This window comes from Thalassomonas sp. RHCl1, assembly GCF_947387555.1.
Taxonomy (GTDB): Bacteria; Pseudomonadota; Gammaproteobacteria; order Enterobacterales; family Alteromonadaceae; genus Thalassomonas.
The window spans coordinates 1-18,309 of record NZ_CANDNZ010000021.1 but is presented as its reverse complement, the minus strand read 5'-3'; the positions used below and the strand labels follow the sequence as shown (position 1 = coordinate 18,309).

At 49.1% G+C, this 18,309-nt stretch carries 17 protein-coding genes; 6 read left to right on the top strand and 11 right to left on the bottom strand.

Features of this window, described 5'->3' with window-relative positions; genetic code table 11:
- Positions 1-168: 168 nt before the first annotated feature.
- From map to QL234_RS29685, 8 genes are all read right to left on the bottom strand, one after another.
- Complete coding sequence (map, locus tag QL234_RS29720; RefSeq protein ID WP_281561350.1) at positions 169-951, bottom strand: type I methionyl aminopeptidase; 783 nt, start codon at positions 949-951, stop codon at positions 169-171.
- Complete coding sequence (locus QL234_RS29715; protein WP_044833954.1) at positions 944-1,150, bottom strand: ParD-like family protein; 207 nt, start codon at positions 1,148-1,150, stop codon at positions 944-946. The genes map and QL234_RS29715 overlap by 8 nt, the downstream gene beginning before the upstream one ends.
- 148 nt (positions 1,151-1,298) lie before the next feature.
- Positions 1,299-2,840: a glutamate synthase-related protein gene (locus QL234_RS29710; protein WP_281561349.1), complete on the bottom strand. Its 1,542-nt coding sequence runs from the start codon at positions 2,838-2,840 to the stop codon at positions 1,299-1,301.
- Between the two features lie 87 nt (positions 2,841-2,927).
- On the bottom strand, positions 2,928-4,193 hold the full coding sequence (locus QL234_RS29705) for a questin oxidase family protein (protein WP_281561348.1): 1,266 nt from the start codon (positions 4,191-4,193) through the stop codon (positions 2,928-2,930).
- Between the two features lie 116 nt (positions 4,194-4,309).
- Entirely contained in the window at positions 4,310-5,284 is a 975-nt protein-coding gene (locus QL234_RS29700) for a glutathione S-transferase C-terminal domain-containing protein (protein ID WP_281561347.1), read from the bottom strand.
- Positions 5,284-6,294 (bottom strand): glutathione S-transferase family protein, encoded by a 1,011-nt coding sequence (locus tag QL234_RS29695; RefSeq protein ID WP_281561346.1) that lies wholly within the window; start codon positions 6,292-6,294, stop codon positions 5,284-5,286. Before QL234_RS29695 ends, QL234_RS29700 begins: the two co-directional genes overlap by 1 nt.
- Positions 6,295-6,345: 51 nt before the next feature.
- Positions 6,346-7,236 (bottom strand): pirin family protein, encoded by an 891-nt coding sequence (locus tag QL234_RS29690; RefSeq protein ID WP_348650746.1) that lies wholly within the window; start codon positions 7,234-7,236, stop codon positions 6,346-6,348.
- A gap of 96 nt (positions 7,237-7,332) precedes the next feature.
- Entirely contained in the window at positions 7,333-7,719 is a 387-nt protein-coding gene (locus QL234_RS29685; protein ID WP_281561345.1) for a DoxX family protein, read from the bottom strand.
- Between the two features lie 161 nt (positions 7,720-7,880).
- On the opposite strand from QL234_RS29685, the gene QL234_RS29680 reads away from it, so the two are divergent.
- From QL234_RS29680 to QL234_RS29665, 4 genes are all read left to right on the top strand, one after another.
- Entirely contained in the window at positions 7,881-8,786 is a 906-nt protein-coding gene (locus QL234_RS29680) for a LysR family transcriptional regulator (RefSeq protein ID WP_281561344.1), read from the top strand.
- A gap of 114 nt (positions 8,787-8,900) precedes the next feature.
- Positions 8,901-9,869, top strand: a complete 969-nt coding sequence (locus QL234_RS29675) for a DUF4350 domain-containing protein (RefSeq protein WP_281561343.1) — start codon at positions 8,901-8,903, stop codon at positions 9,867-9,869.
- Between the two features lie 13 nt (positions 9,870-9,882).
- Positions 9,883-10,122, top strand: a complete 240-nt coding sequence (locus tag QL234_RS29670) for a hypothetical protein (protein WP_281561342.1) — start codon at positions 9,883-9,885, stop codon at positions 10,120-10,122.
- Positions 10,053-10,409 (top strand): GNAT family protein, encoded by a 357-nt coding sequence (locus QL234_RS29665; protein WP_281561341.1) that lies wholly within the window; start codon positions 10,053-10,055, stop codon positions 10,407-10,409. Before QL234_RS29670 ends, QL234_RS29665 begins: the two co-directional genes overlap by 70 nt.
- A 69-nt stretch (positions 10,410-10,478) precedes the next feature.
- Here QL234_RS29665 and QL234_RS29660 read toward each other — a convergent pair whose 3' ends face one another.
- Genes QL234_RS29660 through QL234_RS29650 form a run of 3 tightly spaced genes read right to left on the bottom strand, consistent with a single transcriptional unit; the run spans position 10,479 to position 14,939 of the window.
- The gene (locus QL234_RS29660) at positions 10,479-12,896 is read right to left on the bottom strand and encodes an ABC transporter permease (protein WP_281561340.1); all 2,418 of its coding nucleotides are present in this window, start codon (positions 12,894-12,896) and stop codon (positions 10,479-10,481) included.
- Positions 12,889-13,608 carry an ABC transporter ATP-binding protein gene (locus QL234_RS29655; protein WP_281561339.1) on the bottom strand — a complete coding sequence of 240 codons (720 nt, stop codon included), beginning with the start codon at positions 13,606-13,608 and terminating at the stop codon, positions 12,889-12,891. The genes QL234_RS29660 and QL234_RS29655 overlap by 8 nt, the downstream gene beginning before the upstream one ends.
- Positions 13,609-13,661: 53 nt before the next feature.
- Positions 13,662-14,939, bottom strand: coding sequence for an efflux RND transporter periplasmic adaptor subunit (locus tag QL234_RS29650; protein ID WP_281561338.1), 1,278 nt, complete (start codon positions 14,937-14,939; stop codon positions 13,662-13,664).
- 260 nt (positions 14,940-15,199) lie between these two features.
- Here QL234_RS29650 and QL234_RS29645 point away from each other — a divergent pair, with 260 nt between their 5' ends.
- Together QL234_RS29645 and QL234_RS29640 are read left to right on the top strand one after the other, a co-directional pair.
- Positions 15,200-17,449, top strand: coding sequence for a winged helix-turn-helix domain-containing protein (locus QL234_RS29645; protein ID WP_281561337.1), 2,250 nt, complete (start codon positions 15,200-15,202; stop codon positions 17,447-17,449).
- A gap of 108 nt (positions 17,450-17,557) precedes the next feature.
- Entirely contained in the window at positions 17,558-18,136 is a 579-nt protein-coding gene (locus QL234_RS29640) for a pYEATS domain-containing protein (RefSeq protein WP_281561336.1), read from the top strand.
- The last annotated feature ends 173 nt before the right edge of the window (positions 18,137-18,309 follow it).

The window sequence follows — 18,309 nt, the reverse complement described above, 5'->3', positions numbered from 1 at the left end:
GTTTAATGCTAGTGTTCTATCTTAACAGGGAATATTAAATAACGCGGTGATAAAGCACAATTCTTTCCGGGTAAATAGCAACATTTAGCTGCATTTTCTATCGTATTTGACACTAAGCAGGCTTAAGCTCCCAAAAAGCAACTTAGCCTTATTTCAGTTTGAACGATATTATTCGACCTTTTCTTCATCCCGAAGCGTAAGTACTTCACATCCCGTCTCTGTCACTAAAATGGTATGCTCCCATTGCGCTGAGAGCTTTTTGTCTTTGGTGACCACGGTCCAACCATCTTTTTTAGTTTTCACCTTGGCTTTGCCCTGGTTTATCATCGGCTCTATGGTAAAAGTCATGCCTGCCTGCAAAGTCATTCCGGTATTTTTCAGACCATAATGCAAGACTTGCGGCGCTTCATGCATTTCCCGGCCGATACCATGGCCGCAATATTCCCGCACCACGGAATAACCGGCCGCTTCTGCATGTTTTTGTATGGCATAACCGATATCGCCGAGCCGGGCACCGGCCCTGACTTGCTTAATCCCCTGCCACATCGCCTGGTAAGTAGTATTACTGAGTTTTCTTGCCTCGACACTGGCATCGGCTAACAGGTACATTTTGCTGGAATCGGCGATAAAGCCATTTTTTTCCAGAGTGATATCAACATTAACGATATCCGTACTTTTCAAAATCCTGCTTTCACTGGGAACGCCGTGACAAACGACTTCATTGACCGAAGTATTGAGGCTGTACTGGTAGCCATACTGGCCTTTGCTGGCGGGTCTGGCATTTAAGGTATTGACGATAAAGTCTTCCACCCGGCTGTCGATCGCCATGGTGGTGATCCCCGGGGTAATAAAATCATCGAGCATGGCAAAGACCTGTGCCAGCAAACGCCCGGACTGCCTCATCAGTTCAATTTCTGACGGGGATTTTACTTTTACCTGCGGCCTATTCATTGACCAGGCCTGCTAAGGACACATTTTCTTTTAACAATTGCTGGCGGATAAGCTCATTAAAGCTCAGGGTCGGATTGAGCTCTGCCAGCATACCCATTTTGATCCAAAACTCCGCCTGGGCATTAATCGATCTCGACATAACCTGGCTGGATTTTCTGATCTCTTCATGCAAGTCATCAGAAATTTTCACTATACCCAAGTGATATACTCCATTATTTAATTATCATGATTTATATATAAAACGCATATAAAGTATATGCAGCTAATATCACAATAACAAGCAGCGATAAAAATGCCCCAACTCACAGGACATTTTTACCGCTTAAATTATCCCTTTAAATATCGGTTTATAGTGAATAACCGGAATAGTTGATCCCCGACAAATGCGCCATTTCACGGTGCCAGGTGGCCAAGTCGTCCTGATTAAAGTCGCTTAAACTATGATGGCCGCAGGCACGGGCCATCACCTGCATCAACTCGGTTGAGGCGCTAAAGAAATTATTTAATTTCTTCGCCGCTTCATCGGTATTCAAGCGTTTACGCAACTCTTCTTTCTGGGTGGCAATACCCGAAGGACAGTTATTGGTATTACACATACGCGCAGCAACACAACCTATCGCCTGCATCGCGCTGTTGGAAACCGCAACACCGTCGGCGCCTAACGCCAGCGCTTTGACAAAATCCATCGGAGTGCGCAAACCGCCGGTGATGATCAGGGTGACCTTTGATCCCTGCTGATCCAGGTAGCGGCGCGCCCGCGCTAGTGCCGGTATCGTGGGTACACTGATATTATCCCTGAAGATTTCCGGCGCAGCCCCGGTACCGCCGCCGCGACCATCGAGAATGATATAATCGGCGCCAACGTCGAGGGCGAACTGGATATCCTGCTCGATATGGTTGGCGCTTAATTTAAAGCCGACAGGAATACCGCCGGTCACCTCCCGTACCCGCTCGGCAAAAGCTTTAAAGTCTTCAACGGATTTCAGATCGGCGAACGTCGGTGGTGAAATCGCCTCGGTTCCGGCTTCTATGCCCCTTACCTTAGCAATTTTTCCGATATTTTTCTTGCCCGGTAAATGTCCACCGGTGCCGGTTTTAGCCCCCTGGCCCCCCTTAAAGTGAAAAGCCTGTACCCCTTTTAACAATTCTTCCTTAAAACCGAATTTGGCACTGGCCAGTTCATAAAAATAACGGGAATTGGCTTGCTGCTCTTCCGGTAACATGCCTCCTTCTCCGGAGCAAATACCGGTACCGGCAAGCTCGGCGCCTTTTGCCAGGGAAACCTTGGCTTCTTCGGATAAAGCGCCGAAACTCATATCGGAAACAAATAGCGGAATATCCAAAGTCAGCGGCTTTTTGGCATTGGGGCCTATCACCAGCTTAGTATCAACGGCCTGATCTTCCATCAGCGGTTTTGTTGCCATCTGGGCCACCATGATCTGGATATCGTCCCAATGGGGTAAGAGATGGCGCGGTACCCCCATAGAGGTCATAGGTCCGTGATGGCCCACTTTGCTCAGGCCGTGTTTAGCCAGCTCATGAATATAGGCCACCGTCGGCTCTTCCGGGGTCGGCTCGCCCACGGGCATTTGGCTTCCCTCGGCAGGCTGAATTTGCACACCCGGGCCTTCTTTACCCACCTGCTCCGAGGTGAACTTTTTATGGGTGCCGTCACAAAAAGGAGCATTTTGGGTGTGCTTGCAGGCGCATAAATACGCCATGCCATCATCGTCAGCCTGGAAGGCTTTAGGTTTAAAACTGCTGCCTTTATGGGAGCCGTCGCAAAACGGCTGGTTGGCAGATTTGCCGCAGGTGCAAAAATAGTAGTCTTCGCCTTTTTTTAACTCCACCCCTTTGGGTTTGTTATCGGCGATCACGGGATTAATCATAATATTTTCCTGTTTATAATAGTTATTAATGCTTGGTTTTTAGTCTAGTTCAACTCGCCCATTCCATTGTAAAAGCAGGACCAGCCCCTATCCCTGCGGCAAAGCTTTTATCGCGGCCAACTGAAAAGCCGACTCCTGGCCGATATGCCGGTATAGCCAGTCACAGCTGTAGATCATTTTCATCACATGCACTTCTTGCGAACGCAAGGCTAACCGCTTTAGCTTGGACCAACTGACCAGATCAAGCTGCTGTTCTTTATTGCTGTTTAAATCAGGGTGATGCACCTCCTTAGTTTTTTTATGCTTGCTGTTGCTTGGATATGTTTCAGGGGATTGCGCTAAGGCAGACTCAGGGAACAAGCCAGACAACCAGGGACAGCCTTTTTCGATATACAAAGCCGTCAGCCATACCCAGAAGTAACGCCAAAGCCGGGCATAAACCGCCTGGTTTTCACGGTTGAGATAACGTAGCGTCAGCTCTGCCAGCGCCTGGCAACTGGTCACCCCATGGAGTGTGGTTAATGCCGGTTCGAACAAATACAAACGGGCGGCCGCTTGGCAAATACTCGCCAACGCCGGGGTAAGTTCATCTTCATTAACGGTAAAACCTGTGCCCAGGGCCAGTTGATGGATCACCTGCTCACGGCATAACTGCTCGCAGATACTGATGCTGCCGCCGTAAATCTTGCGGCTTAACCTGCCGGGCAAATGCCCTTTTTCCAGCCACTGACGTATGCTTAGCCAGCTCTGTCCGGCCTGATGACTTGCCGCCGAAAATGATACGTCTGTCTCCAGCAGGTCAAGCGGCTCGGGATTTATTGTCGGCTCCTCAAGGTAGAGATCCTGATAACGTATCGCCATGTAAGCCAGGGCATCGGCAATTAAACCTAAATCACCGTGGCCAGTGGCAAAACTTAGACGGATCAATGGATGGAACAGCCCCATAGGTAAACCGGGCTTCATCGTATCCAGCAACTCGGTGATCACCTCTGCGCTTTCCCCCTGGCCGAGCAGCTGTAAAAACACCCGGCGAAACTCGCGCAACTTATCGCTTTGTCCCAGATATTGACGCCAATTTTGCGTCGTGACTTCATTTAAATCTTTCAAGCCCAGCTCCCCGGCGATAGCTGCCCTGTGCCTGGGCCAGCTGTCCCTGAAATTGACAATATCCTGATCGCTTGCCCCCAGGCCCTGCATCGCCATAATGGTCATGGGGTAATGGTTTGCCATGCCTCCCTGGGTGATGCCTGCCAGGTTGGGGTGATAAAAACTGTCTTGGCGCAATTCTTCATTAACAAGCGCCGACATTACCGCCGAAGGGGTAAAATCCGGCGCTTTTTCGATATTTTTCATACAGCACAACTCCTTCTCTGATAAACAGTGAATGATTCAATTGATAACTAGATGTGTGGTAAAGCAGGTCCTGTGCTACTGCTCTGTGGCCAAAGAGCAATAGCTGTCAGGGGGTATCAGGTAAAATCCGCAAGCGGACCTATCGGCACTATGCCATGAGGGTTTCTCAGCGGACTTTTCGAATGATAACCACTACGGTAAATATCCAAATCTACGGTTTGGGCAACGCCCGGAAGCCGGTATAAAGCTTTCAGGTAACGGGACAGGTTGGGATAATCCCGCAGCATCTTCAAATTACATTTAAAGGCGCTAAAGTAGCCGACATCAAAACGCACTAAGGTGGGCAACAAGCGCCAGTCGGCTTCGGTGATATTATCTCCAAGCAGATAGTCTTGCTGCGCCAGACGTAACTCAAGTTTGTCCAGCGCGGCAAATAAAGCCGTTACCGCTTCATCATAGGCGGACTGAGTGCGGGCAAAGCCAGCCTTGTAAACGCCGTTATTGATGTGATTAAAAATATAATCATTTAATTCATCAATATCGTTTGCCTGCGCCTCGGGATAAAAGTCCTGTTCATCGTCGGTAATATGGTTAAACGCCCCGTTAAACATACGGATAATTTCCGACGACTCATTGCTGACAATGGTTTGCTTTTGCTTGTCCCATAACACAGGCACGGTCACCCTGCCGCTGTGTTTGGGGTTTGCCTTAAGGTATAACTCGTACATGGCATTTAACTGGTAAAGGTCATCGCGAAAACGCGCTTCATGGTTATCAAACACCCAGCCATGTTCGGTGCGCAGTGGCGCCACCAGCGACAGGGAAACAACGCCAGCAAGCTTTTTCACCTGACGGTAAATCAAAGTACGGTGCGCCCAGGGGCAATTTAACGCGGCAAACAAATGATAACGCCCTGCTTCTGCCTTAAAGCCCCCGCTGCCGCTGGGACCAGCCGAACCATCGGCGGTAACCCAGTTGCGAAACCCCGCAGTACCACGCTCAAACTTGCCTCCTGATGCTTGGTAAGCTTTGGCCTCAAGTTCGGCTAATTTATCGTCGGTCAGCCACTGCCCGTCAATTAACTTGCCCATTAGCTGGCAGCTCCTGAAACTGTTTGAGCACTGTTAAGCTGCTCCCGGTTATGGGGAGCATCAAAATTCAGCTCAGGCCCGGCTGGAATAATCCGGGTAGGATTAATGGTTTCATGGGAGGCGTAATAATGCGCCTTGATATAGTCGATATCCACCGTTTGTGCGACACCCAGATACTGGTATAGCTCCCGCAGATAGTTCGACAACACGGGATAATCGGCAATACGTTTTAAATTACATTTAAAATGCCCGACATAGACGGCATCGAAACGCACTAAAGTGGTAAACAAACGCCAATCGGCTTCGGTCAGGTGCTTGCCCGCTAAATAGCGCTGCGTGCTTAACTTGTGTTCCAATTCATCCAGAACATTAAACACATCCACCACAGCTTCATCATAAGCTTCCTGGGTCGTGGCAAATCCGGCCCGGTAAACACCGTTGTTAAAACCGTGATATACCCGCTCGTTAATGGCATCGATTTCCTCGCGTTTCCCCTCGGGATAATAATCCCCGGATTTGGCGCCAAGGTGATCAAAAGCGCTATTCAGCATACGGATAATATCCGCCGATTCGTTACTGACGATGGTTTGCTGGTGTTTATCCCAAAGCACAGGCACAGTCACCCGTCCGGTATAATCACTTTTGGCCAGGGTATAAATTTCATGCATGCGGGTTTTACCGTTTACGCTGTCGGGCACCACACCCGGCCCCGGCTCGAAAGTCCAGCCTTCATCCGCCATATAGGAATTAACGACAGAGACGGAAATCATCTCTTCAAGCCCTTTAAGCGCCCGGAAAATCAGGGTACGGTGGGCCCAGGGACAAGCCAGGGAAACATAAAGGTGATAGCGTCCTGCTTCGGCTTTAAACCCTCCCTGCCCCGTCGGTCCCGGCTGGCCGTCGGCGGTAATCCAGTGGTTAAACTGAGCCGCTTTACGGACAAAACGCCCGTTGCTCGATGCAGTATCATACCAGTCGGTATGCCATTTACCTTCAACTAATAATCCCATGGTTATCCCCTTAATTGATATCGTAAAAATGTTTGTTCACTAAAATTGCGGTTAAAACAGGCCGCGGCGAAAATCATCAAATGCCTGGTTAATTTCTTCCCGGGTATTCATCACAAAAGGACCGCTTTGCACTACAGGTTCGTTAAGCGGTTTACCCGCCACCAGTAACACCCGGCTTGAAGAAGACTGGCCCGTTAGCTTCACTTGTTCGCCAGCCCCCAGGATACCCAAAGTCTTGGCACCGACTTTCTGCCCCTTCTCTCCGACCGTCAGCTCTCCTTCAACCACATAGATAAAGGCATTGTGGCCTTCGGGAAGTTGCTGGTTAAAGACAACGCCTGCCGGCAGGATCACATCCATATAGGTCGGCGAGGTATAGTGATTAATGACCGGCCCTTGAGTGCCCAGATCGGTTTTACCGGCGATCACCCGAACTTCGGTGCCATCCTTACGGTTTTCAACGGCTACCTTATCCGGCGCAAATTCCTGATAGGCCGGCTCTGTCATTTTGTCGGTCTTAGGCAGATTCACCCAAAGCTGAAAGCCCTTGAGCAAACCGTTTTCCTGCTCCGGCATTTCCGAATGTAAAATGCCTTTGCCCGCCGTCATCCATTGCACGCCGCCCGGCTCTATCACCCCTTCGTTACCTTTGCTATCTTTGTGACGCATGCGCCCGTCGAGCAGGTAGGTGACAGTTTCAAAACCCCGGTGCGGGTGGGTAGGAAAGCCGCCGATATAATCGTCCGGGTTATCACTTTCAAAACAGTCGAGCATTAAAAAAGGATCTATCATTCGCAACTGCGGCGTACCGATAATCCGGGTTAACCTGACGCCGTCGCCATCACTGGCCCGCATGCCTGCCGTTGCCGTTATCAGCTCTTTAGTTTGATTTGCTTGCATAGTGTGTTCACTGCTCTGTGTCTGGGTTAAATTGCTCATCATAAATCTCCTTTAAATTAAGCCGGGGAAAGCCCTGACGACTTCACCCGTTTATCCTTTTAATTAGTTACTCTTTGCCTCGATTACTCTTTACCTCTGTTATTCTTTGCCTCGATTATCAAGGGCATAACTACCTGGTCCCGTAGCAATCAGGATGAGGAAGCCACCGGCAATCGCGACATTTTTCATAAACATGATCATTTGCATCTGGTCGCTGAAATCAGCGTGGAATAAAGCCGCCGATACCAAACTAAAGCCAGCTAACGCCAGGGCGGCAATCCGTGTTTGCCAGCCGAGGATGATGGCCAGAGCGCCAAAGACTTCGGTGATAATCACCAGCGGTAATAAGAATCCTGGAACTCCCATGGCTTCCATATAGCCTTGGGTACCGGCATAAGAAAAAACCTTGTTTACGCCTGACATCAAAAAGATCAAGGCGATTAAAAAACGTCCGGCCGGGGCACTGAAATCAATAAGTTTGTTCATAATATTTTCTCCACATTTAATCGGGTATTTACTGTTGTTTAGATGACTTGTTTAAGCCGATGATAAAAGTTTAGTTGTTGATGATATGAGAATAAACAGCAATAATGAGAAATGATAATTGCCAATATAAGAACAATATAATTCGAACAACAGGAGACTCTATGGGCCAGTTAGAACAGATGGCGATTTTTGTACGTATCGTAGAAGCCGGTGGTATCGGCAAGGCCGCAGAGCAGCTTAACCTGGCAAAGTCAGCCGTCAGCCGCCGCCTGGTAGAGCTGGAAACCCGGCTAGATACCCGCCTGCTTATCCGCACCACGCGCAAATCAAAACTCACCGACGCCGGTCAGGTGTTTTACCAGCGAGCGGTGAAAATTCTCGATGACGTCGCCCAGATGAATAATGAAACCAGTTGTATCGATGCTACCCTAAACGGCACTCTGCGCATGGCGGTGCCGCTCTCGTTTGGCCTGATGCATTTAACCTCCGCCATAGATGAATTCTGCGAACGCCATCCGGATCTGACCATAGAAATTGATTTTGCCGACCGGCAAATCGACCTGGTAGAAGAAGGTTATGAGCTGGCAATCCGCATCGCCGATCTCAAAGACTCCAGCCTGCAGGCAAAACGTATTACCCCGGTGCGCCACGTACTGTGCGCCAGCCCCGGTTATCTTGATGCCAGAGGCACGCCAGAAACCATAACGGACTTAAAACAACACCAGTTCCTGCAATACGGCAAGGCCAGCCATGCCAAACTTCACATTACCGATCCCAAAGGAAAAACCGTCCATTTTCCGCTAACGGCAAAAATGAAGGCCAATAACGGCGATTTTTTACGGGATATGGCCATTGCCGGGCATGGCATTACCTATCTGCCGACCTTTATTGCCTGGCAGGCGGTATTAACCGGGGAGTTGGTGCCCTTGCTGTGCGATCATAAGTTCCCCGTAGCCAATGTTTATGCCGTCTATCCGCAAACCCGCTTTTTATCGCAACGGGCCCGGGTGCTGATTGACTTTATGGCAGAGCGCTTTGGCGACAATCCCTACTGGGACCAAAAATAAAAGGGGGATCAAAAATAGCTAAACTACAGGCCGCTGCAACTCCCTGGCATCTTGTTATTTTTCAGGGTATATTGCTTTTTTCCTAAAATATTAATACCTTGGGATCCCCGACACATGAAACACACACTCGCCGCCTTAGTCCTCTTTAGCGCTTTTTCCTTTACAGCCCAGGCGAAAAAGGTGGTGACGGATGCGATAGCAGATACCGACTACCGGCATGAGTTTTCAGCTTTAAAACAGCAGCATCAAACCCGGGTGTTGATTGACCGCTACCACCAGACCATATACAACACACAAGATGACTCCCACGGTGCCCATGCCATGCTCGATATTATGAGCCGGGACGGTTTTAAGATCAGCTATACAGATAAAACCCTGGATTTAGCCAAGGTCGATACCGATATTTTGATCATTCACGGCCTGCCCAACGACAAAATCACTTTAGACAGCGGTGCTGTTTTCTGGAAATCCCCTGTTAGCGATAAAGAGCTGGATTCCATTGTCCGCTGGGTAGCCGAAGGCGGCAGCTTATTTCTCACCCTAAGCCATTTCCCCGGCGGCAGTGGCGCGCGCCCTTTACTGGAGGCCTTTGAGGTCAAATTCCGCGACGGTTACGCCTATTCCCCCAAATACCCGAGCTTTACCTCAAAAGACGGCCGCTGCTCAAACTTTTTTGGTATGACAGAGCAGGCTGGCCTGCTGAAAAAATCCCATCCGCTTTATAACTTGGGACCTAAGGTAGAGAAGATTGACTTTCATTGCGGCTCGGCCGTTTTTCGACAGCCACAAGACGTAGTGATCGCTTACCCCAAGGCCACAGGCAATTACAATAAAGACGACAGTTTTCACGAAATATCAGACTATTATGCTGCCATGATTGCCTTTGAGTACGGTAAAGGTAAAGTGGTAGTAACCACAGATCAGGGCATGTTCAGAAACTTTATTTTCACTTTTGACGAAAAAGAAAAAGTCTATGTCACCATCACCAGCCCGGACAACGATAACGGCAATCTTTTTGTCAATATGATGCGCTGGTTATCCCCGCATATTGACCCGGCCAAAACACAAAACAACAAGAACTGAAAAAGGAACTCTAGTGGAATTATCAAGTGACAGAATAAAGCTGACAGCGTTTGACCAGTCAGACTTTGACTTATTTGTCGAACTTTCTATGTGCCCGAAAGTAATGGAGCATGTGTATAACCCTTTAACGCTTGAACAGGCTACGGCGGCATTTGAAGCAAAATCCCGTCCCTGGACACCCGATTGCGATACCTGGCTGTGTTATGCATCAACGAACTGGCCAGCGGCGAAAAGCTTGGCAATATCGGCATAAAAATTACCGACCATGAAGCAAAAATTGCCGAAACCGGTTTTATGATCAAACCCACCGCCCAGGGTAAAGGTTTTGCAGGTGAAGCCTTAGGCCTGGTTAAAGCTTATGTGTTTAACCAATTGAAATTAAACAAACTCACCGCCACTTGTGCCGCCGCCAATACCGGCTCGTATAAGCTACTGGAAAAATCCGGCTTTTTACGCGAAGGTTGCTTAAGGCAAAATACACTGATCAATAACCGCCACGTGGACGATTATCTCTACGGCCTGTGCCGCTCAGATCTTTAACAGATAAAGGCTGCTTGCCCCCCTATTTACTAGACAAGACAAACAGCCTGTTTAATCCCCTACCCCTCTTTATTCGTATTGCAACGCATCTACCGGCGTGGCATTGGCCGCCCGGTAGGCAATCACCATCACAGTGACATAAGCCACCAATAAGCTGAACAGGGTTGACAGCACAAAGGCGCTGTAAGGCATATCGATACGATAAATAAACCCGTTAAGCCAGTCCCTAAGCAGCCAGTAAGCCAGCGGCAACACCAGCACATTGGCCAGCACCACCAGCACCGAGAACTGATTCACCAGCATAAAACACAGCTGTGCCGTACCCGCCCCTAAAATCTTGCGGATGGCAATTTCTTTGACCCTGCGCCGGGTATTAAACGCCGCCAGGCCGAATAATCCTATCGCCGTGACCACAACCGCAATCAGGGTAAAGACATTAAGCAACTGGCTCTGCCTGGACTCGTTGCGGTACAGGGAAGAAAATTCTGCCGTAATCCAGTCGTAGGTGAACGCCTGATCCGGCGACAGCGACAGCCAGGTTTGCTCCAGCTCGCCAAGCAGAGAGGCATCCGCCGCCCCTTTAAAGCGCACTGACAACCAGCGTAAGGACAGCTCCTGTGGCTCTCCCGAGAGCACATAAATCATTGCCGGAACCGCCGTTTTAACACTGATATAATGACTGTCTTCAACCACGGCTATCACCTGGTGATTATGCAGGCCGTCATCGCCGCCCCCTAAGGTGAGCATTTTTCCTACCGCCTGCTCTGCTCCCCAGCCAAGCGCCGTAGCCAGGGTCTCATTAATGATGATACTGCCGGTAGAGCTTTTCCAGTCCCGCTCGTTTTCCCGGTAGGCATCGTTACTGAAATCCCGGGAAAAATCCCGCCCGGCCAGTATTTGAATGCCGTAGGTGGTAAAAAAATCATAGCTTACCGGGTTTGACCCCACCTGAATTTCATCATTGACATTATCCGCCCTGCGCACCACATTCGAGGTTCGGGTGGCTTTAGTCGGCACGGTATGAGACATAGTCACCGCCGCCACATCCGGGTTGCGCAATAACTGGTTTTTAAAGGTATTATAAATATCTGCGCCGCCGTTGATAACGATCACCCCTTCCCTGTCATAGCCCTGCGGCATGTTCTGGATGTAAGACATCTGCCAGTTCACCCCCAAACTTGCCACCAGCAATAAAGCGGCAATGGCAAACTGGAACACGATCAAACCCTGGCGCAACATCACGCCCACAGGGGAAGAATTTACCACGCCTTTTAATACCAAAGCCGGTGACAAACTGCTGAGATAAAAAGCCGGATATAAACCGGCAACCACGCCGACGATTGAGGTTAACAACAGCAACTCGACAAGCAGCACGGCGCTGAATTCAAAGCTGAGGTTAACGTCCATCAGCTGATTAAAATAAGGCAATGCCCCCCACACCAAAACTAAAGCCAGCAAGCCCGCCAAAGTGGTTTGCAGCACCGCTTCGCTCAAATATTGCACCACCAGCTGCAACTTACTCGCCCCCAGGGACTTTCTCACGCCGACATCTTTGCCCCGGCGCATGGCAGCAGCAGTCGCCAAATTGGTAAAGTTGACACAGGCCAGCAGCAGTATCATTACCGCAATAATGCTAAAGGCGGTCACCATCACCCCGCTGCCCTGGGGGATCAGGGTACGGCTGGTATCGGTATAAAGGTGCAGCTTGGTTAAGCCTTCCAGGTTCAGCCAGTAAGACTTATAGGAAGACAGCCCCGCCGCCCTTTGCTGATAATAATCACTGATATTGGCCTGCAGGCTTGCTGCCTGCGCCCCCCGGGCCAGTTTGACAAAAGTAACCGTGGCATTAAAAGTCCAGGAATCGGCCCAGTCGGGGTTGGCCAGTGCAAACTCATTAAAACGCTCGCCGGGAAGTAACATGGTCTCGGCCATGGTATGGGCAAATGCCGGCTTTTTCACCACCCCGGTCACCTGAAATTCCACCCCGTTAACGGTTAAGGTTTTACCGATAATGCCGGTATCGCTAGCAAAATATTTAATCGCCGCCTCCTCAGGCAAGACCAGGCTGGACGGCCCGCTCATGGCCGTCAGGGGATCCCCTTCGATAAAGTCAAAGTCGAAAAACTCGAAATAGTTGCTATCAACAAACTGCACCCGCTGTGAATAGACCCCTTGCTGATGTTTAACGGTGACACGCGAGCGTGATATCCGGGTACTAGCCAAAATATCATCGAAGTTTTGCGTCAATTCATCTCCCAAACGCAGCGGCGTTAACGCCTGGGGACGGTTTTGATCGCGAATTAAATCCAGGCGGTAAATATTCTCAGCCTGGCTGAAACTCAGGTTATAACTTTGCTCATGCGCCACGTATTGGCGGATCAAGATAAAACAGGCAATGCCTATCGCCAGCCCCGCCAGCTGGATGGCGGTGATCAGCTTTTCACGGCACAGGTTGCGCCAGGCAACAATAAAAAATAACTTAACCACAAGACACCTCCTGCAACTCGGCTGTGATGCGCTGATCCGAGATACTTTGGTCCGAGATAATCTTGCCGTCGAGCAATTCAATCGCCCGGGTGCCGTAACTGACATGCTCAGGTGCATGGGTTACCATCACAATAGTCGCCCCCTCGCGGTTAAGCTGCTGCAATAACGCCATCACCTGGGCGGAATTGTTCGAGTCCAGGTTACCCGTAGGCTCATCCGCCAAAATCAAATCCGGCTCGGTAATGATCGCCCGGGCAATGGCCACCCTTTGCTGCTGCCCGCCGGAAAGTTTGGCCGGCAGGTGGTGACGCCTGTGGCTGATATCCACGCGTTTTAGTACCGCCTCAACCCGTGCTTTGCGCTCGCTTTTCGCCACCTTCTGGTAATAAAGCGGCAGCTCGATATTTTGCTCAACGGTAAGTTCGTCTATCAGGTTAAAGTTCTGGAAAATAAAGCCCAGGTGCTGTTTGCGCAGTTTCGCCCGCTGCGCCTCGCCAAGCGTTGCCACCTGATGTTCAAGAAAATGAAATTCGCCGCTGTTAACCGTATCCAGCATGCCCAGCACATTAAGCAAGGTTGATTTGCCGCAACCGGACGGCCCGAGAATAGAGAGAAACTCCCCCTTGTCGATAGTTAAATCCATGCCGTCGATAGCAACCGTTTCTATTTCGTCGCCGATAAACGACTTGGCGATCTTTTGTAATTTGATCATGAGAATTCCTTATTTTTTATGGTGTTTTTAATAAATGTTCAATTAGCTTGTAATTAATTAGTGAGTTGCACCTGTTCGGCATCGGCAAAGCTGGCATAGGAGGAAGTGATCACTGACTCCCCAGGGGCCAACCCTTCGAGCACTTCGACACTTTGCGGATTGCGGCGGCCAAGACGTACCTGGCGTTTTTCCGCCCGGCTGCCGTCGGCAGAGACCACAAATACCCAGTTGCCGCCTGTGGTTTGCATAAAGGCGCCGTTGCTGATTTGCAGCTTGTTTTCACTGGCAGAGAGGTTTAATTTCGCCTGCAGGCTTTGTCCCAGGCGCAGTTGTTCACGGCTGTTGGCGTTGGCAAGGGTAAAGTCCACCTTGAAGGTGCCGTTATCTATGCCCGGGTAGACCTTGGCCACGGTCAGCTGATGGCGCTGGCCGTTCAGGCTGAACTCTGCCTCTTGCCCGGCGGCAATACGGCTGACATAAAATTCATCGATACGGGCGCTGACCTTAAAGGTAGAGAGCAAATCTACCTGGCCCAGGCGCTGGCCGTCGCGCTTTGACTCCCCTACCTGGGCATCTAAAAAGGTCAGCTGGCCCGATACCGGCGCGCGGATAATCAGCTTGTCCAGGCTCATCTGGGAAATCGCCAGGTTATTTTCCAGGGTTTTAATGCTCTGGCTTAGCTGGGCCAGCTGCTGCTCTTGCAATAACGCCTCTTTTTCCTGGCTCTGGCGCACCGTTTCCCGGTAACGTTTTTGATAGGCCAGCTCGTCTTTGATTTCTTCAAACTCCTGCTCAGAAATCAGCTTTTGCTTCACCAGGCGCTTGCTGCGGGCAAAACGCTTTTCCAGCTTTTGCACTTCAAAGTCGAGCTCGATCACATCCCGTTTCAAACTCAGCTGGTTTTGCTCCAGCGCCAGCCGGGTATTGCGCATATTGTTGATTTGCTCGGAAACCTCGGCTTCCCGCGCCAGCACGGTTAATTGCAAGCCGGTATTGCTGAGCTTTAATATCGGCTGGTCTTTTTCAACCAACGCGCCTTCTTGCAGATACACCTGCTCAACCCGGCCGCCGTCTATGGCATCGATAAAAATGGTTTTTTCCGGTTCCACCACCGCCCTTACCGGCAAATACTCGGCAAAGGCTTGCTGCTTTACCTGGCTCAGCATCAGGTTGTTTTTTGCCAGGTTATAGGTTTTCCCGCCGGCACTGGTTAATTTCGACCAGGTAAAAACCAGGACAAAAACCCCGATGGCGCAACCGGCCAATCCGGCTTTGATATAGCGTTTTCTGTTATGACTTTTCTGCTTGTTATTGTTAATGGCTCTGTCCATAACCTTCTCTCGTTTTTGGATTTGTTGCAGTTGTAGATAAAACCGAGATGAAAGGCAGGAACAAAGCCTGAAAAAGTTGGGATTTATGATGACCAAACTGTGACTAAAGCTTCAGTCACTTTTTAAAACCCTTATTTTTCAGCAAATTAAACAAAAACAAAGAAAATAGCGGTTTCAGGCAATTTTCAGCCAAAAGCTGTTAACTTAGCGCTAAATCCCTTACTATAAGCAGCGGTTTTCATCACAGAGACGGTTACTTTTTGCGTTATTTTCATTTTCAGGATCACAGTTTAGATACTCAGGCCATGGTGATTTACCGTCATCAGCAAAAGATAGAATTAGAGCCGAAAGTTTTTGAGCTGTTAGCTTTTTTCTGCCGGCACCCCGACCGGGTGATCAGCAAAGATGAACTGATGGACAATGTATGGTCCGGCACCCTGGTTACCGATAACGCCATCAGCCGCACCATAGCCAAAGTACGCAAAGCGCTAAATGACGACTCTAAAAACCCCCTGTACATTATTACCGTAGCCAGAAAAGGTTACCGTTTTGCCGCCAGCGTGACCCCAAGCGACACCTTATTTGAAACGGCTGAGCAGCCGGAAGATACACAAGTAACCGCAAAAGAAGCGCAGACAGAAAAATCGCCAAACCAAGAACCCCAGATTTCCACCCCGGCAGCTACAAATTCGGCAGCGGCTAAAGGAAAAAACAAAAAAACAATCACCTTAGCTTTTGCCCTGCTGGCTTTACTTGCCGCAATAATTGCCTTAACCGCGATGAAGTTCTGGCCGGGCAATGAAGAAGACATCAAGCCCACCCGCTTAAAAAGCATGGTCGCCATCACCCGGGATAAAGGCACCGAATGGCACCCGAACATTTCCCAGGACCAAACCCGGCTGGCCCATACCGAGCGCTCCGCCGACGGCCAAAGAAACCAGGTGGTATTAACCGACCTTAACAGCCAAAAGCGCCGTTATATCAAACATGCCAGAGGCAACATCAGCCGCCCGGTATGGTCGCCGGACGGCAAGTCTTTAGCGGTATTATGGAAACATAACCATGTCTGCCAAATTCTGCTGGTTCAGCAAGATGAAACAGACGACTTGAAAAAATCCCGTACCTTAAGGGAGTGCTTTGCCAGCGCCTGGCCCGTTTTTCAATTTTCCCCCGACGGCCAGTTTTTATATTTCAACGACAAACCCCAGGAACTACAGGGCTACCAGATTTTCCGCCTAGACCTGACCACGGGCGAGCAAATCACCTTGAACCAGCCAATCACCGGCGGCGAAGGCAATTACCATTTCGACCTTTCTGCTGACGGAAACAAGCTAGTAATGCTCAACCTTGAGTACACCCCGCAAAGCAGAATTTACACCCTAGACTTAACCAGCCAGCAGCTAAAACGCACCGCCGAACTAGATCACCGCCTGCGCTCTGCCGTATGGCACCACGACGGCCAGTCTCTGGTACATCCTTCCCCCCACCCTGCCACCGCCCTGTGGCACAGTCTCCTGGACGGGGAATTTCTCGGAGTTATTGCCAGCGGCAGCCAAAGGCTAAAGAACTTAAGACGCCACCCCAACCAAAGCGACTACCTGTTCAGCGCCTATATGACAGACTATGATTTAACCCTGAGCAGCATTAAGCAGGCAGACAGCCTTGAGCAAAAAAACAGCCTTGAGCAAATAAACAGCAGCGAAACAGCCTCCGGCACATGGCAGCCGGATAACTCCAGTGTTAGAGACTATTTACCGGCGCTCTCCCATAACGGCCAACAACTTGCCTTTGTTTCCAAACGCTCCGGCAGCGCCGAAGTATGGCTGCAAAACAAAAAAGCACAAACCGCCGCCCAGCTAAGCCACTTTAACAATGCCACCCGGATTTTTGACTTACTCTGGTCACCCGACGACAAGAAGCTGCTGGTACTGGCCGACAACCTGTTATACCTGATCGATACCAACAGCCGGGAGATTAAAGAGCTAACCTCAAGCCAAACCTTTAATAGCCGCGCCATTGCCGCCCTTTCCTGGCAAGACAACAACCACCTGCTGTTTTCATCCCAGCGCAACAATAGTTGGCAGCTGATGTCTTACGATATTGGCCAGGACAAGGTCGAGGTATTGAATTACCGCTGGCAGGCGGGACGTTACTCCCCAGGCAGCAACAGCTATTATTTATTCGATAAAACCAATAAGCGCTGGTATCAGGCACAAACTCCAGATAGCGAAGAAATTACTTTAATTCCCGCGGCATGCAACGCCCCTATTTTGGGCCGGTCTCTGAACTTAAAAGAGCAAAGTGACGCCCTGTATTGCCTGAGTGATGCGACAGACAAGCAAAAGACTCAAACCGGCATTTACAGGTATCACAAAGCAAGTAAAGTCTTCGAACTGCAGCAGGCAACAGATAAAAATATTTCTTATGATATTCAAGGTGATAATCTGATTTCGGCCTACCTTGTCAAGCAAGGGGCGGATATCATGCAAACCCACTCACCGGGCAGTTAAGCAAAGAGCTATAGAATCTCAAATTTATAACCTATTGATGATGCAGTACTAAAAAGGTAAAGTTTAATCTAGCTGTTATATTCTACATAACTCTAAAAGGGATTCTTTATGAATATTGAACAGATATTTGAATGGATATCTAAATTTATTGAGTTGGTTTTGATTGGTTTTGGGCTTTTCTTTGCTTGGAGGATATTTCATTTTTCTAAAAAGTCTGGTTCAGGTTTCTCACTTAAGTTTAGTGAATTTGTTGAAGTGACTGTCGAACCGGCGCAAACAGACATAGGAAGTAAAACTGAGTTAGAAGATACTTCACCTGCATCAGATAAATTACCCGCCGATTACTATTACTTAAACCATGTAGCCTTTCTTAGGCAAGAAAAGCAAGAGGAATTTCAACAAAGGACTGGTCTAGTTGACTTCCCACACTACGATATAAGAGTGATATTAGATTCGTACTATAAGGGAGCAATGGAGAAAGTAAAGTACGTAGAGTATTTCTTACACAAAAGTTATCCCGAACCTATTCAAACAAGATCAAATTTAAAAAATAAGTTTTTGTTAAAAGAACTCGCAAATGGTGAGTATGTACTTCAAGCAAAAGTACACATCACAGGTCGAAGAGAGCCTTTGATACTGCAAAGATACATCACCTTAGAACAAAATGAATCATTTGCGCAAATATAATAAGTCACTACAAACAGAAATTTTACTGGTCAAGGATGGACATCCATCAATTAACGATCGTAAAAAATTACCACGTTATTTAGAAAAAGTTTTTGGATGCTTGAGATGGTCACTCCGCAAAGGCATCGTAATGTGCCATGATTGAAAAAGTTATCAAGCAAGATCAATCAAAT